Below are 17,500 nucleotides of genomic sequence, written 5' to 3'. Positions count from 1 at the left end.
AGCATAGGACGAGAGAAGCCGTTTTTATTATGGACAAAAAGGGAGCGATCAGGATGCAGGAATTATCAATGCCAACGAAGTATGATCCGCAGGCAACGGAAGAAAAATGGTACGACTTTTGGGTGAAAGGTGACTATTTCAAAGCCGATCAGGATCCAGAAAAAGAGCCGTACACGATCGTCATTCCACCACCGAACGTCACAGGTAAATTGCACCTTGGTCACGCGTGGGACACAACGTTACAAGACATGCTGACACGGATGAAGCGGATGCAAGGATTCGACGTTCTTTACCTACCAGGAATGGACCATGCCGGTATCGCGACGCAAGCAAAAGTCGAACAAAAACTGCGGGCAGAAGGACAATCACGTCTTGAAATGGGTCGTGAGAAATTCCTTGAGCAATCATGGGCATGGAAAGAAGAGTACGCGTCAACGATCCGTGCACAATGGGCAAAACTTGGTCTCGGACTCGATTATTCGCGTGAACGCTTCACGCTTGACGAAGGATTGTCAGAAGCGGTTCAAGAAGTCTTCGTGAAACTTTACGAAAAAGGCTTAATCTACCGCGGCGAATACATCGTTAACTGGGACCCAGCGACGAAAACAGCGATCTCGGATATCGAAGTCATCTACAAGGATATCGAAGGTGCGTTCTATCACTTCAGCTATCCACTAACGGACGGTTCAGGTCACGTTGAACTAGCGACGACACGTCCTGAGACGATGCTCGGTGATACAGCGATCGCCGTGAACCCGAAGGATGAGCGTTATGCTCACCTCGTCGGAAAAACAATCACGTTACCAATCGTTGGTCGCGAGATTCCGATTGTTGCCGATGACTATGTCGACATGGAGTTCGGTACAGGTGTCGTTAAGATCACACCAGCGCACGACCCGAACGACTTCGAAGTCGGTAACCGTCACGAGTTACCACGTGTCCTCGTCATGAATGAAGATGGAACGATGAACGAGAACGCAGGGAAATACGAAGGTATGGATCGCTTCGAATGCCGGAAACAAATCGTTGAAGATTTAAAAGCAGAAGGTGTTCTAATCAAAATCGAACCACACTTGCACTCTGTCGGTCACTCGGAGCGTTCAGACGCGATCGTTGAGCCGTATCTCTCACTCCAATGGTTCGTCAAAATGGAACCACTCGCGCAAAAAGCACTCGAGGAGCAACAAGGACCAGACAAGGTCAACTTCGTTCCACAACGCTTTGAGAACACGTATGTGCGCTGGATGGAAAACATCCGTGACTGGTGTGTCAGCCGTCAACTCTGGTGGGGACACCGGATTCCGGCTTGGTACCATAAAGAAACAGGCGAAGTATACGTTGGCAAGGAAGCACCAGCCGATATCGAGAACTGGGAGCAAGACAACGATGTTCTCGACACGTGGTTCTCGTCAGCGCTTTGGCCGTTCTCAACAATGGGTTGGCCGAACAAAGACGCAGCGGATTATCAAAAATATTTCCCGACGTCGACACTCGTCACAGGTTATGACATCATCGCTTTCTGGGTATCACGGATGATCTTCCAATCGTATGAATTTACAGGACAACGTCCATTCCAAGACGTCTTGATCCACGGATTGATTCGTGATTCGGAAGGACGCAAGATGTCGAAATCACTCGGGAACGGAATCGACCCGATGGATGTCATCGAGAAGTATGGTGCCGATTCTCTTCGTTGGTTCTTAACGACAGGATCAACACCAGGCAACGACCTCCGCTTCTACTGGGAAAAGATCGAAGCGACATGGAATTTCTCGAACAAATTGTGGAACGCAAGCCGTTTTGCCTTAATGAACATGGATGGTCTAACGTTTGATCAGATCGATTTGACAGGCGAGAAGTCACTCGCAGATAAATGGATCCTGACACGCCTACAGACGACGATTGACGACGTAACGCGTTTATCTGACAAATACGAGTTTGGTGAAGCGGGACGTATTCTCTATCACTTCATTTGGGAAGACTTCTGTAACTGGTACATCGAGATGGCGAAGTTACCGCTCAACGGGGAAGATGAAGCAGCAAAACAGACGACGCGTTCGGTTCTTGCCTATACGCTCGATCGGATCATGCGTCTGATGCACCCGTTCATGCCGTTCATCACGGAAGAGATCTGGCAACACTTACCGCATGAAGGCGAGACGATCACACGTGCTGCATGGCCAACACGTGAAGCGTCACTCGACTTCCCGGAAGCCGTTCCAGCATTCGAAGCGGTTCAGAACGTCATCCGTTCGGTTCGTAACATCCGCGCGGAAGTGAACGCACCGATGTCGAAACAGATCCAACTGTTCATCTCGACGAATGACGCACGTGTTCAAGACGACCTGTCGTCAAACAGCTCGTACTTGCAAAAGTTCACGAACGCGTCTGAACTCCGGATTGAAGAGCAGATGCCAGCACCAGAAAAAGCGATGAGTGCGATCGTAACGGGAGCAGAATTGTTCATCCCACTCGCGGACTTGATCAACATCGAGGAAGAAATCGCGCGCTTGAATAAAGAACTCGTCAAGTATACGAAAGAAGTCGAACGGGTCGAGAAAAAACTCAACAACCCTGGCTTCGTTGGCAAAGCACCGGCACATGTCATTGATGAAGAAAAGGCGAAGGCACTTGATTATACGGAAAAACGTCAAGCTGTCGAAGCACGCATCAACGAACTCTCACACTAATTACAGCAGTGGCTCAAGTTTCCTTGAGCCACTTTTTTTAAAGGAGCGAACAACATGAGGACGCGAGAAGATGTATTGGATTGGTTATCGAGCTTACTAGCATTTGGCGTCAAACCAGGTCTTGAACGGATGCAGGCGATGTTACTGGAATTACAGATTGACCCGGACGCGATTCCGACGATTCATGTCGCTGGCACGAACGGGAAAGGATCGACGGTTGCGTTCTTACGTGAGATGGGAATTGCGGAAGGATTACGCATCGGGACGTTCACGTCGCCGTATATCATTCAGTTCGAGGAACGGATTATGTTGAACGGGGTACCGATCGCAGAAGATGATCTCGTCGCCGCTGCGATCGCTGTTCAAGCTGCCATCCAGCATATCGATCCGGCACTCGGTACGGTCACTGAGTTCGAGGCATTAACGGGACTTGCTTTCTATTATTTTAATCAGATTCGTCCCGATTTCGTCATTTATGAAGTCGGACTCGGTGGATTGTATGATTCGACGAACGTCTTCAAGAAGCCGGTCGCAGCGATCATCACGTCGATCGGGCACGATCATCAAGCGATTCTCGGAGATACGCTCCAAGAGATTGCTTTACAGAAGTTCGGGATCATCAAACAAGGGACACCGGTCATCGCCGGAAAACTGCAGGAAGAGCTGACGGTACCGTTAATGGCGTATTGCGGTGACCGAAATGCGACGTTGAAATGGAGTCAGGAAGCGATCATCCGTTACCGTCTGAAAGAGACAGGAACTTGGGCGACATATGATGGGATTCCGGAGACACGCTTAGGTCTCGAAGGTCATCATCAAGTCCATAATGCAGCGAACGCCGTCATTTGTGCGCGACGACTTGGATGGTCGAAAGCGGCGATCCGAAAAGGGCTACGGGAGGCAAAACATCCGGGACGGTTTGAGATCATCTCACGCAAACCACGGATCATTCTCGATGGTGCGCATAATCCGGAAGGGATCACGGCACTTGTTGAACGGTTAAAAGAGGAATCAAAACCGGTGACGTTGCTCTGTTCGATTTTACGTGACAAAGACCGGACAGCGATGCTAGCGCAGTTACGTAGCATTACACCGGATATTTACGAGACGACGTTTGATTTCCCACGAGCTCGGACGCGAGAGGAGTTGCAGCAAGAGGGCGCGAACGTAACGACGGTCAAAGCATTCTTAGGTCACTTAAGCGCAAATCGAACATATGTCGTGACGGGATCACTCTATTTCATCAGTGAAGTGCGTCAAATGTACACAAACTCTTTTACAAAATAGGGAAAATGCGATTTCGCTCGTTATAATGAAATTGGGGAAGTATAGTCCCGGATTTCAAAGACATGATGAGGAGACGATGAGCGATGAGACAGTGGGTCCGTTTGTTAGTAGCAAGCTTACTGATTTTTTCAAGCTTTACGTATATACATGAACCGCATTCAAAAGCGGCGACAGGCGAGAAGTTTAAGATTTTAGAGATTCGTGATGATTGGTCGGCGACGAACCGGATTGATCCGGGAACGACAATCACGTCGTTATCATTGTTAAAAGAGTTGAATACCAGTCAATACGAAATCAAGATGATGACGGTCAAAGAGTTGAATGCGTCTCGTTTCTCACTTGATGGTGCATTTGATGCGATCGTCTTTGATCCATCTATTTTTACAGGAACAGACCGTTATTCGATTACAGTATCTGATACATCCAAAAAACATAATACGAGTAAAATTGAGAATGATATTACGCAGTTAAAAGCGAATGAGATTTTGACGAACTATATTCAAAAAGGATTACCCGTCTTTTTACACGCTGATGTGTTAACACATGCAACGAGTAATTTCACTTCGATTTTTAAGCCAAGCATGACGTCTGGTGCTGCGATTGCCTATACGGATTCAAAACAGGTCGTCTCCCGATTACAATCCGAAAAAATTGAACGACCTCGTTTAAGCAAAGTAGCGGTTTCGCAGGCTGGTCAATCGTTAACATCGGTGGATAAAGCAGCACCGGCTTCACCAGATAAACCAATTGATTTTAATTTTACGCTTGATCAAACTACGGCTAATACACGCGTTCAATTGTATATTGATTTCAATAGTAATGACCAGTTTGAGGAATCCGAAAAGGTCGATGAAAAACCAGCGACGATTTCTGGCTCCTTGTCCTATCAATTTGATGCACCGAGTTATACAGGACCACGGAACTGGATGATTAAAGTCGTAAGTGAAGACGGACTTTCGGATTATAAGACCGGTAGCTTCTTAATGAAGGATCAGGTAGCCCAAGCGAAGATTTTACAAGTCACGCGTTCGGGATCAACCGGCTCTATTAATGGATTCATGTCGGGTACATTGTTGAAACAAGACGGATTATATGACTTTAATGTCGAAGTATTATCTGCAACAACATTCAACTCGGACTTTCAAAAGAAAAATTTAAATACAAATTATGACATGTTGATTTTCGGGTTTCAAGATTCATATGGTGCTGCTGCACTAAGCGATCCTGCATCGAATGCAATCCTTGATTTTACGAATACTGGTCAAGGATTGATGTTGACACACGACACGATTTTCAGACCAGCTCAAACTGATAAACCTGAATTATTCTGGGAAACGAAATTTGCCGATCTCGCTGGTCAAAAGAACTTTACGAATATGGGATACGGGGCGCAACGACCATCAGGGCAGGCAGTCAAACAAAATGCCGGAGTCATGACTTCTTATCCATTTGCTTTGGCAGATACAGTAGCGATAGCAACGACCCACAATCAATACTTCGGCTTGGATCTTGAGCAACCGGACCTTATTCCGTGGTATAACATCCGTGAAAAAGATCTGAATACCTCGAACCAGGCTGCAGGTCGAACGATTGGGGACGCACGCAACCACTACTATATGTACACAAAAGGGAACGTTACGTATTCTGGAGCAGGACACACAACAAAATTTGATCAACAACAAGAAAAAGAATTGTTCTCGAATACGATGTATCGTGCTTTCATCGGTGCGAACCACAAGCCATTAATCAAGAATATCTTGCCAACGGACAAATCGAGCTATCTTGAGAATGAGCCGTTGACGATCTCGTATCAAGTCAACGACTATGATCTGCAAGACCGTGAGCTAAAGACACGGATCTATATTGATAATGAGAAAGTCTTTGAAAACAATAAGTTGAAGAATAACTCGTTCGTCAGTCAATCCTTCGAATCAAAATTAAAAGGTAAAACAAGTGTTACGATTCGAATCGAAGCAGAGGATCAGCGGGGAGCTAAGGCAATCGAGACACGGACCGTTCAAGTTGTTCGACCTGCTGTTTCTGCTCCTTTCGTATTATCTCGTTCTATTGATCCGGCTACTATTCCTAATGGTGAGACGGCTGAAATTTCATATACCATTAAAACAACACCTATGAAGCAACAAGAAGCTATTGGTGAGAATGGCTATATCAAAGGGAAATTTTCTGTGACGATGGAAAATATACTGTTCAATGAAAAATTACCGAGTAATTTAGAAGTGGTTTCAACTAGTGGGTTAAAGGATGCTATTATTTCTGGACAGTCTATAAAAGGCTACGCACCAAACATTGAATACGATGAAGCACTTGACGGCATTTACCAAGGGCAGTGGGTAGCTAAACAATCAGAAATAACATTTAAAGTAAAAGTAAAAGCTAAAGAATCTGCGGGCATTTACACGCTCGATAAAAAAGATAATGTGCTAACATCAACTAAAAATGTCTATAAAAATGAAACAAATCGTTCAGATAAACTAACGACAGTAAATAATGATCCACAAGCATTTCCGACACTTGGCTACGCATTGACACCGGCATTTGCGACAAGTGCGAAGATTCCATCCGTCAAGATGGATATCACGACACCATCGTATAAAGTCTTGCCAGAAATTAATCCGACAGGTAGCCAATACGGAACGTTGAAATGGTCGATCGTCGATCCGACGATTGCCTCAATCGATGAAGCCGGAGTCATTAAACCGAAAAAAGTCGGTACGACACAAATCAAATTAGTCGTTCCTGTAGGTAATGGAAAAGAACTCACGACGACATCTGATCTCGTGATCAATGATGTATTTGGTGGACTGATTGTAAGAAACGTACCGGATACACTGTACGTTGGTGAAACGAAATCCATGACGGGACTCGCTTCGATGATTTCAGGAAACGAGACACCGATTCAATGGATCATCACGAATGATTCGCATGTCAAAACGAATGGTTTATCGAAAAACACATTAGATTTGACCGGGAAAACACCTGGAACGATCACAGTTAAAGCTGTCGTTCCGGCAGAAGCGGGAAGCTCGACATATCTTGCTCAGTCTACGACCTATACGATTCAAGTGAAGCTACCAGAACTAGCGGTCGCTCCAAGTAATCTCGAACTCTGGGTTGGATCGAAACAAGATGTGACGGCAACATTCAAGCCGAATTACCCGTTACCATTTACGACATCTACGCTGAGTAGTGCGATTGAACTGACACCAACAGCGAACGGTTATACGATTACAGGTAAGACCGGTACTCCGAATGGAGCTGTCGAAGCATTACTCACGTTGACGGATTTCCCAGATACGGTAGCGAAGACACTCGTTCGAGTCCGTGAGAACCCGATCAATGTAACAGCTGATGATTTAATCATGACGATGAAGGACGAAAACAAACGGCCACTCTTAGGATGGTTCCCGGAAACGACGACTGAACGATTTTACCGGATGGAAGTGACGCAAGGGAAAGAGTACGTCAGAGTCGATCCGACTGGTCAAGCGTTGCAACCGTTACGCCCTGGTGTAGCTCGCATTAAAGTAATTGTGCTAAAAGAAAATAAAGATGTGTTGGAAGTCTTGAAAAATGATCAGAAAACACCTTTGAGTACAACATTTAAGGTGACAATTGGTTCAGATTCAGGATCAACCGACTTGGATGGAGATGTATATTAAAAAGTGGGGAAGTTGGATATGAAACGAAAACGCATCGTTGTCATCCTGTTGATCGTGATTTTGACTGGAGTCGGAGTTACAAGTTACGTCATCCAATCGAATCGAAAAACTGAACTAGAACAGGCGTTACGTTCAGAAAAGCCTATGGAATTAGCATCCGCGTTAAAGAGTTCAGACATGACTACGTCGGAAAAAAATCGTTATATTGGTCGTTTTCAAGAGACTCTTGCATTTGAAAAGGCTGAATTGCTATTAGATTCTAAGACATCTCAAAATCAAATGAATTGGTTTTATGCGGCGCAATTTGCTCCTCGGGATACAGTGGCTACTTGGCTTAAAAAGGGAGCAAAAGTGAATCAGTTAAATCAGAAAAAACAATCTGTCCTTCATGTGGCAACGAGTGTGAATCGTTCCAGTGATGCGTATGCTTTACTTGTTAAGCGCGCAACGTCTAAAGATTTAAATCGAATCGATGCGTACGGTCATACCCCTTTATTTTATGCCACACTTGATCAAAATGAGACAGTCATCGAGTTACTTCTAGGGGCTGGTGCCGATCCAAACCTAGGAAAAGAACGTCCGATTTATGAGACAGTCAAGCAAAATCGAAAAGACTTATTTGAATTGTTAAAGCAGCACGAGGCAAAAGTGGAAACAAAACAAGTAAAGAAGATCGCAAAAATGTATCGCGCTACGACATTTTAAGCAATAACAAAAAGCCCCTCATCAACTCGATGAGGGGCTTTTATAATTACTGTTGAATGCGTTTTGGTGTTTCGACATACATTTGGACAGAGCGATTTAAAGGTAATAAAGAAGTTGGATTTTTCAAAACGGTTGCATCATAGGCCATGCGTAATCGAGAAGCTTCAACATCCGAAGATTTATTGGCAATCATGAGTCGTTCTAAATCCGTCACATTAGCAGGGAACTGATTCTCTTCTAAATCGAGTTTTCCACGATAGGCGTTTACTTCTAGTTTCCCTTTCGTAAAGATGCCACCACGTACGTTCATCGTCGACCCGACAGAGTAGATCGTATTGATTTGATCGTCATCGCTGTAAAGGAACGCATTTAAGTCAGGCGTAGTCGTTCGGGGTGTTGAAAATTTATTCACCCGGTTGATGACGAGTGTTCCTTTACTGAGTAGAATTAACGTGTTTTGTTTCGTTGAGGAAGTGAGACCTTGAATATTCGCATCATCGAGACGACTTGTACCTGTCGTATAAATCGTTGTCGCAAAACCAACATTCCCTCGAACGAGAAGGTTACCTAGGACGACAAGCGGCCGTTTGATTTCCAACGGCTGATCAACGGAATTCAGTGAAGAAATTGTCAGATTCCCATTGATGATCAAAGGCTCGAGCGTCTCTTGTACTAAATCATCCGTCAACGTGATCGTGTTATTTGTGTTCGGTGCGGGGCTAATCATCTGGCGTTTCGTATCAAGTGCCGTCAGAAACGGACCTGTTAAGACTGATTGTGGAATAGCCGAGTCCTTTAAGGAGGTAGTGATTTGTGTAATCGGTGTATTCACCGGCAGCTTCAAAAAGTCATTCAAAGCGTAGTTGAAGTCGAATGGCACAAGCGCTTCTTTCGTTGAGACGAGGTCCGTTGATCCTTTTGGATCAAAAATACTACGGTCACAAGATAAATAATCTTCACATTGCAGCAAAGGTAGATTTTTTTCTTGGAACACCCGAATTTGACCAGCGACATAGGGAAGTGCTTGTGTATTTGTGAACGTCCCATTTTCATTATTGTATTTAAAATAAGGAGTAGCGGTTGCTTTTAAAGGATTTCGCGAGAAGATATTACCTTCGATGAAAGGCGCACCTTTGATAATGACTTGGTTATCCGAACCAAGCGTATAGTACAAGAAGCTTGGAATAGCAGACAGATACACGCGTTGGCGATATGTCTTGCGAATCGCAGGCTGATCGCCCTTTTGTTTCTCGACTGTTGCGGTTAAATCTAATGCTTTAACTCGGATATTCGAGGCGGTCTCGTTTACTTCGACCGAGACACTCGGGACGATGGACTTTAAAGGTAAGATGATTGAGCTATTCAAATTACTGAATAGTGCTTGTGAAGATGTCGTAGGTGAAGTGCCCGTCGTCTTGACGACGATTTGCTGTAATGCAGCAACGGCTTGATCCAAATCATTTTGAGTAGATGTCTCGACATCTATATCCGTTTCACGGATTTCAGTTAATCGTGTGGACTGTAGACTGATACCAATCGTTGCTATGGCAAGAACGGAAAGTACCGTTAGCGTGACGAGTACGAATAATAAGGTGTAGCCTTGTTCAGATTTACGCATGATTAGTTCCTTTCTGAATTAAAATCCAATCGTACTCGTGAAGGTCTGTACTTCTTCTTGATCAGTTGACTGGATTCGAGTCGTGATGGTCAAAATACCATGGATGACATAACGACCAGGATACGTACTTCCGGTGATCGTTTGATATTCAGGACTAGATAATGTGAAGGTTTGAAAAAGTTCGGATTGCTCATCGATTGATTGTGGCTCTGACGTATAGACGAGTTTATCGCCTTGTTGCTGTTCGGTCAGGAATGTATATGTAACAGGCTTCACAGTAGATGCGGATGCTGAAGCTTCTTCTGTTGCATTGAACGGTTGAAATCCACTAGCTCGTTCAAGTAATCCCGTCTCATTGTTTAGCGTAGGCAACGTTCTTTTATAAAAAGAAAGTGTTTTAGATTCATCGATGCGAATCGCATCAAAGCCACTGACCTCATTTAAAATGATACCGATCCGACTATCCGCTTCACTACGTAATTCACTAATGATACCAGTTGCTTGAAAACTTTTCGTTCCGGAAATGAATACCGTCAAGATAACAGCACTGAAAATAGAAGCAACGACGATTGAGACAAGTAGTTCGACGAGTGTGAATCCTTCACTTTGTTGTTGGAAAACTTTGGTTGAGCGTCGCATTCGTAATCGATCCTTTCAAAGTCGTAATCGGTTCAGTCGTTCCTTCTACATACACGTATACATAAAGATCGAGTAGATTCGGATTCACTTCACCTTCCATTTTATGAGGTGTCACACTGTACTTCACATCAAATGAAATATTGTTGATTTCAGGATCAGTAAAAATTGACGTACAAATAGCCGATACACCACAAGAAGGAGTGGCGGGTTCTGGAATCACATAATTTCCATTCAGATAAACGGCCTTCAGTGCTTCTTGAGATAATGAAACGAAAGAAAAGGCTTCATTCGTTGTCGCTTCAATCGCTTCTCGCTTTATGTAAGAAGTAGCATTTTTAGCTAAATAGTTCGCAAACGTCAATTCCGTGCTAGTGCGTGATGCTGAAAGAGATTGCGAAAAGATACTGATCAATGAGACAGAGATAATCGACAGAATCGTAATACTGACAAGGACCTCGATTAATGAAAATCCATCTTGTTTGTGTTGCATATGCTCACCTCTTCATTTCTATCGGAAAAAACATCAATTGGATGAAGTTCAAAAACCTACAGACATTCACAGTTAGAGAAAAGAATTGTCAGGATAGACTTATGTTTCATCATGATATTCATTATAATGGAAATACTAGGCACCTGAAATGATTAATTCATACAGAAAGGAAACAGATGATGCTCAATACAAAGCGTTTTGCTGTACATACACTTTTACTCGTCTTACTCGTGGTTTTGATTTATGTGCCATCTTTCGCCTTAATTTCCTTTACCGGAAAGGCGACTGAACAGACGACTTTTTCTGAAACGGCTAAAGTTGGATCTGTTCCTGTAAGCGGGATGAGTCGTAAAGAAGCTGAATCCGCAGTCCAAAAAGCGATTACGGAATGGTCCAAAAAAACACCGTTGACGACGGGTACAGGAGAAGAAACGTTACCGGTACCAACTGAATTGGTGACATTTGATTCTGAGGAATCTGTTAAAAAAGCGTCTCTGAAAACGGGAGGAGACTTAATTCTCTCAATCGATGACGAAATGCTACAAAGTTTTCTATCTACGCAACCTGTCAGCTATTCACAAGAACAAACGGAAGCGTTTAAAACATGGTTAACGAATACAAGCAAGACATTAGCTGAAGGGAATTTTGATCCTTCACAAACGTCAGAGTCGTCTGCTGAAGGTGAGGTCGTATCAAGTATCACGTTTTCAACACGTTCAGCAGCAGAAGAACAGATGATTACAGGCATGGCAAACGTCGAAATCAAGCCAGATCAATTAATGAATGTGAAAACGTATGGTATGGATCCAATCGCTGCTTCTTACGTTGGAAGTAAATTATACGAATTGTTCGCAAAAACACCATTTGAAATCGTGGAACGTATGCCACATGCGACGCTTCCTGATGATATTACACTAGGTTACGATGTCAAAATTGACGAAAAAACAGATTTTGCTGTTCGAAATACGCAAGCATCAGTTTATCGCCTCGTCGCTACGCAAGAGGGAAGCGACGTAACGATTGAACTACGCGGAGCCCCAATAAAAGAGGCAGTGACTGTTGTGATGGAAGGAGAAAAGACAATTCCATTTAGAACCATTACTCGTTACTCAGCCACTCTTTCAGCCGGGACGACAAACGATACACAAGCCGGTGAAGAAGGAAAATCAATTGAAGTCTACCGTGTAATGAAAACAGCTAAAGGAGAGAAGAAAAAGCTACTTTCCTTAGATTTTTATGCGGCGGTCCCAGCTGTCATTACAAAGAGTAGTCAAGAAGAACAAGCGCCTGTCGTGGTTCCACCAACCGAAGAAACACCATCTGAGGACGGAATGGATTCTGAAACGCCGGATGAATCGAACCCTGAGGATTCGCAAACGGACGGTACGGTCGAAACGCCAGATTCTCCTACTTCCCCAGATAGTCCAGAATCACCAACGGTACCAGACGAGGACAATCAAGGGGATCCGGCTTCACCAGTAGACGATGAATCGACAGGTAAAGCGGTCGGTTAAACGAGGAGGGAAGAGTATGAATTGGACGACGATTGCAATTGAACTTGGAATCATCATCGGACTTGCGACAATCATTTGTGGATTGATGTTTGCGGTGACGATTCCATATGTGACCTCGATTCAGGCGAAGTCAGTATTATCCATCGCAGCGATTATCATGGTGACACTGATCTATTTTAGTGTTCAGTTGGATTGGATTAGTAATCCTTTTGTAGCGATCGGTATGGTATTACTGTGTGTCGTAACGGGAGGCGTTACGAGTCTGATTGATGAAAAGAAACAAAAGCGAACTGTAATGATTGAAGACGAATCATGGCATGCGGAAGGATGACGGACTAAATGGCGATGAAGCGAAAACGACTCGGTGAAATGTTAATCGAAGAGAGTTTAGTGACAGAGAGTCAAATCGATGAGGCACTTTCTGTAAAACGACCAACTGAAAAATTGGGTGACGCGTTACTCCGCCTCGGTCATTTGACGGAACAACAATTACTAGAAGCGCTCCATCATCAGTTAAAGATTCCGATCATTCAACTGTATAATTATCCGGTCGATGTCGCGGTGACGAAATTGATTTCAAAAGAGTTAGCACAGCGGCATACGTTAGTTCCGGTCTACCGTGAAGGAAATCGTTTATTTATTGCCATGGCGGATCCGATGGACTTGATTGCAATCGATGATTTACGGATGCAGACGGGTCTAGTGATTGACGTAGGTATTGCGACACGGGACGAAATCAGACGAACGATTTTGAAGTATTATGATATCGATTCATCGTTGCGCGATTTGTTGGAGTCAGATGATATGACGGAGATGGACCAGTCGCGCGACGTGGTGACACGTGAAGATGCGCCAATCATTCGTCTCGTTAATCAAATCTTAGAAAATGCGATTGCACAACGGGCATCCGATATTCATATGGATCCCCAGGAAACATCGATGACGATTCGAATTCGAATCGATGGAGAACTTCGAACGGAAAATAATTATCCGAAGCAGATTCAAAGCATTTTAACGACACGAATCAAGGTCATGAGTGAGCTTGATATTACGGAATCCCGGTTACCGCAAGATGGGCGAATCAAATATGTCTTTAATGGACTAGCTTACGACTTCCGTGTTTCTACACTACCTACCGTATACGGGGAAAAAGTCGTTATTCGAATTCTTGACAGTTCCAACTCAAATATTTCTATCTCTAAAATTGGTTTCAGCTCACGGAATGAATCACAGTTCCGAGAAATGTTAAAACGACCGAACGGTATTATTTTGATTACCGGGCCAACCGGTTCAGGGAAATCATCGACATTGTATGCAGCATTGAATGAGTTGAATGACGAGTCGCGGAACATCATTACCGTCGAAGATCCGGTTGAGTACCAGGTCGATGGTATTAACCAGGTTCAAGTGAACTCAAAAATTGGTTTGACATTTGCGAGTGGTCTTCGATCGATTCTCCGTCAAGATCCGAACGTCGTCATGGTCGGTGAGATTCGCGATATCGAAACGGCAGAAATATCGATCCGTGCTTCTTTGACGGGACACTTAGTTCTATCCACGCTCCATACGAACTCAGCAGTCAGTTCGATTACGCGGTTGATTGATATGGGCGTTGAATCGTTCCTCGTTGCAGCTTCGCTTAGTGGGTTAATCGCACAACGACTCGTCCGCCGTGTTTGTCGGGACTGCGGAGAAGCCCACTCGTTATCAACGCGGGAACAGGAGCTGTTTGATCAAGAAGGAATCGAAGCGACGACTGTCATGCGAGGTCGTGGCTGCTCATCTTGTAATATGACTGGATATCGAGGTCGTGTCGCGATTCAGGAAGTCATCATGATTGACGAAGTCTTACGGCGCATGATCATGAACCAGTCGACGGAAAGTGACATCACAGCGTACGTTAAATCGCAAGGACAACGTTTCCTTCTAGCTGATGGTCTATCGAAAGTAGCTGATGGTATCACGACGACAGAAGAAATTTTACGGACGGTGATTTCAGAATGAATCAAACGATGGAACGTGCCCAAATCGAAGATATTCTTCGTTCCTCGAAGGAACGAGGGGCATCCGATGTTCATTTGACTGCCGGATCCCCTCCTGTGTTTCGGATCAATGGAACACTGACACCATATGGATCCGAGAAGATGAAACCAGTCATCATTGATGGGTTCGTTCGTTCGTTGATCACGGAAGACATGTATCAGCAACTGAAGCAGGATCGAGATATTGATTTTTCGTTTGGTGTGACAGGTGTAGCACGATATCGGGTCAATTGTTTTTATCAGCGAGGCGCATTATCGATGGCCTTTCGAACGATCCCGACAGAAGTGCCTTCGCTTGAACAGTTAGGACTTCCTCCAGTCATCAAACGCTTTTTGACGAAGCCACACGGCCTCATTCTTGTCACGGGTCCAACGGGTTCCGGGAAGTCTACGACGCTTGCTGCGATGATCAATGAAATCAATCAAACGATGTATAAACGGATCATCACACTGGAAGATCCGATTGAGTACTTACATAGTCATCGAAAAAGCTTAATCGATCAACGGGAGATTGGAATTGATGCGCCACGTTTTTCGACAGGATTGCGTTCCGCACTTCGCCAAGATCCGGATGTGATTTTACTGGGAGAAATGCGCGACCTTGAGACGATTGCTACCGCGGTAACGGCTGCTGAAACCGGTCATCTTGTCTTTGCGACGGTGCACACGGCAACAGCAGCTTCAACGGTCAGTCGAATCATCGATGTATTTCCGTCGGAGCAACAAGATCAGATTCGAGCACAGTTAGCGAACGTCCTAGCGGGTGTCATCTCACAAAGACTCATGCCACGATCGGACGGAACAGGACGTGTCGCTGCTTTAGAAATCATGGTCGATACACCAGCTGTCTCCAACTTGATTCGGACAGGTAAGGAATATCAGATTCAATCCGTTTTGCAGACGGGTAAACAATATGGCATGCAAACGATGCAGATGGCCTTACAGGATTTGGTCAGTCGCGGTTTGATTCCGGCATCTGCTGCAACACCATACATATCGGGGTGAAGGGATGGCAGTATTCATTTACGAAGGTCGAACGATGACTGGAAAACGAAAGAAGGGCAAGATCACTGCCTTGTCAAAGCGCGAGGCGGCAGAACGTCTTCGGACGGATCAAATTGCCGTAACATTGCTTGAAAAGCAAGAATCAAAAGGGTTAAATACCGAGATTACGTTTTTAAGTGCTAAACCGAAAATCGAGCATCTTGTCATGTACGCGCGTCAGTTTGCAACGCTCGTTCGATCGGGTGTTTCGATTGTTAGAGCAACCGAAATTCTACGTAAACAAACAGAATCAAAACCACTCGAGCGAGCGCTTGTCGAGGTAGAAGATGACTTGCGTAGTGGGATTCAGTTTTCCCAGGCAATCGAAAAACATCCTCGTGTATTTGATACGTTTTTCGTTAGTATGGCGATGGCGGGGGAAGCGAGTGGTAATCTCGAAGAGGCGTTAGATAATATCGTGACACAGCTGCAAAAACAATATGAGATCAAACGAAAAGTCATTTCGGCCTTAATCTATCCGGCGGTCGTCTCGCTTGTCGCAATCGGCGTCGTTGTCTTCCTGATGATGAATGTCGTACCGACGTTCGCTTCGATTTTTGATCAGTTAGGCAGTGAGTTGCCCTTGATTACGAAACTCGTCGTCGCTGTCTCCGACTTTTTTGTCGCCTATTGGTGGGTATTACTATTGATTGCATTTGGTTTAATCGGACTGTTGTATTTTAATCTCAAGAATGAGCGGCAGCGTCTCTTTTTTGACCGTTTCTTGTTAATGATTCCAGTCTTCGGACCGCTGATTCAAAAATCACAAATCGCACTGATGACACGTGGTCTATCCGTATTGCTCAATGCGTCAGTACCGATTTTAGCTTCGCTTGATATTACCGAACGAATCGTTACGAATCGGATCATTCGTAAAGGGATTGCAGGTGCGAATGAAGCGATGTCGCGCGGTATTCCGATGCACGAACCTTTGGAGCGAAACAAATATTTCCCGCCGCTCGTCACACAGATGATTGCGATTGGGGAAGAGTCAGGTCGCCTCGATTCGATGTTGACGGAAGTCGCGAACTTTTACGAAACCGAAGTGGAAACGACGACGGATCGTTTGAAATCGATCATCGAACCATTATTGATTGTTGTTTTAGCCGCAATCGTTGGTGTCATTGTCATTGCCGTCGTCGTACCAATGTTTAAGATTTATTCCGATATTCAAGCAAGTTGACAATTGTAAAAACATTTACCTGTTGTTAAAAAAAGACATAAACTACAAAAAATGTGGTGCTACTATAATAGTATTCGTTTGGCTAGTAAGTCTTACTAACCAAGAACAGTAAAAAAGCACTAGGGAGGCATAATGAAATGATCGAACGGTTAAAAGAAATCTGGTTAGATGCAAAACAAATGCGCGATGAGCGCGGACTGACATTGATCGAGTTACTCGTCGTCGTCGTTATCTTAGGTATCATCGCAGCAATCGCTGTCGTTGCAATTGGTGGATTGATTGAGAACTCACGTAAGGATGCAGTTGTTTCCGATGCGAAGCAATTAGTATCTGCTGCAAAGTTATATACTTCTTCGAATCCGATCAAAGCAGGAGAAACAGTTGTAATGGGAATTGAGAAATCTGGAAAGAAATTTGCTACAACTGATGGTGTAGTGCTCGATAAATATATCGATAGCATGGAAGATCCATTCGATTCGCCTAAACCATATACAGATGCATTTGTATCTGTAACAGAAGCTGGTGGGAAGTATACTTACTCTGTAACTCTTAAGGGTGAGGACGATTACTTTGCAAATAAAGCTCCATCCGAACTGAAACGTTGGTAA

General features: G+C 44.4%; 13 protein-coding genes and 1 other annotated feature (1 of these 14 only partly in view). Of the genes, 10 read left to right on the top strand and 3 right to left on the bottom strand.

Going from position 1 to position 17,500, the window contains the following annotated elements:
- Nucleotides 1–3, top strand: a binding site (T-box leader); it begins 227 nt to the left of the window's first position.
- A gap of 50 nt (nt 4–53) precedes the next feature.
- The 4 genes from N179_RS07915 (at nt 54) to N179_RS07900 (ending at nt 8,362) form a co-directional block, all read left to right on the top strand.
- On the top strand, nt 54–2,690 hold the full coding sequence (locus N179_RS07915; RefSeq protein ID WP_075642590.1) for a valine--tRNA ligase: 2,637 nt from the start codon (nt 54–56) through the stop codon (nt 2,688–2,690).
- Between the two features lie 54 nt (nt 2,691–2,744).
- Complete coding sequence (locus N179_RS07910) at nt 2,745–3,977, top strand: bifunctional folylpolyglutamate synthase/dihydrofolate synthase (protein ID WP_075642589.1); 1,233 nt, start codon at nt 2,745–2,747, stop codon at nt 3,975–3,977.
- 83 nt (nt 3,978–4,060) lie between these two features.
- On the top strand, nt 4,061–7,657 hold the full coding sequence (locus tag N179_RS07905) for a DUF5057 domain-containing protein (RefSeq protein WP_075642588.1): 3,597 nt from the start codon (nt 4,061–4,063) through the stop codon (nt 7,655–7,657).
- Between the two features lie 18 nt (nt 7,658–7,675).
- A complete protein-coding gene (locus tag N179_RS07900; protein ID WP_058713790.1) occupies nt 7,676–8,362 on the top strand; it encodes an ankyrin repeat domain-containing protein in 687 nt (228 codons plus the stop codon).
- A gap of 46 nt (nt 8,363–8,408) precedes the next feature.
- Here N179_RS07900 and N179_RS07895 read toward each other — a convergent pair whose 3' ends face one another.
- From N179_RS07895 to N179_RS07885, 3 genes are read right to left on the bottom strand one after another with little or no spacing between them, the layout of a single operon-like run.
- Entirely contained in the window at nt 8,409–9,980 is a 1,572-nt protein-coding gene (locus N179_RS07895) for a type II secretion system protein (RefSeq protein ID WP_058713791.1), read from the bottom strand.
- An 18-nt stretch (nt 9,981–9,998) separates the two neighbouring features.
- Nucleotides 9,999–10,619, bottom strand: a complete 621-nt coding sequence (locus tag N179_RS07890; protein ID WP_058713792.1) for a PilW family protein — start codon at nt 10,617–10,619, stop codon at nt 9,999–10,001.
- The gene (locus N179_RS07885; RefSeq protein WP_023468963.1) at nt 10,582–11,109 is read right to left on the bottom strand and encodes a type IV pilus modification PilV family protein; all 528 of its coding nucleotides are present in this window, start codon (nt 11,107–11,109) and stop codon (nt 10,582–10,584) included. The genes N179_RS07890 and N179_RS07885 overlap by 38 nt, the downstream gene beginning before the upstream one ends.
- 176 nt (nt 11,110–11,285) lie before the next feature.
- On the opposite strand from N179_RS07885, the gene N179_RS07880 reads away from it, so the two are divergent.
- The 6 genes from N179_RS07880 (at nt 11,286) to N179_RS07855 (ending at nt 17,500) form a co-directional block, all read left to right on the top strand.
- Nucleotides 11,286–12,623, top strand: coding sequence for a G5 domain-containing protein (locus N179_RS07880; protein ID WP_075642587.1), 1,338 nt, complete (start codon nt 11,286–11,288; stop codon nt 12,621–12,623).
- Nucleotides 12,624–12,639: 16 nt separating this feature from the next.
- Nucleotides 12,640–12,954 carry a hypothetical protein gene (locus N179_RS07875; protein ID WP_023468961.1) on the top strand — a complete coding sequence of 105 codons (315 nt, stop codon included), beginning with the start codon at nt 12,640–12,642 and terminating at the stop codon, nt 12,952–12,954.
- Nucleotides 12,955–12,962: 8 nt separating this feature from the next.
- Entirely contained in the window at nt 12,963–14,627 is a 1,665-nt protein-coding gene (locus tag N179_RS07870) for a GspE/PulE family protein (protein WP_035396624.1), read from the top strand.
- An 8-nt stretch (nt 14,628–14,635) separates the two neighbouring features.
- Complete coding sequence (locus tag N179_RS07865) at nt 14,636–15,670, top strand: type IV pilus twitching motility protein PilT (RefSeq protein ID WP_200864060.1); 1,035 nt, start codon at nt 14,636–14,638, stop codon at nt 15,668–15,670.
- Nucleotides 15,671–15,674: 4 nt separating this feature from the next.
- Nucleotides 15,675–16,892, top strand: a complete 1,218-nt coding sequence (locus tag N179_RS07860) for a type II secretion system F family protein (protein ID WP_075642586.1) — start codon at nt 15,675–15,677, stop codon at nt 16,890–16,892.
- Nucleotides 16,893–17,029: 137 nt separating this feature from the next.
- A complete protein-coding gene (locus tag N179_RS07855; protein WP_075642585.1) occupies nt 17,030–17,500 on the top strand; it encodes a type II secretion system protein in 471 nt (156 codons plus the stop codon).

Origin of the sequence: Exiguobacterium indicum HHS 31 (genome assembly GCF_001939065.1) — a bacterium.
GTDB classification, from domain to species: domain Bacteria; phylum Bacillota; class Bacilli; order Exiguobacteriales; family Exiguobacteriaceae; genus Exiguobacterium_A; species Exiguobacterium_A indicum.
This window is presented reverse-complemented; position numbering and strand designations above follow the sequence as displayed.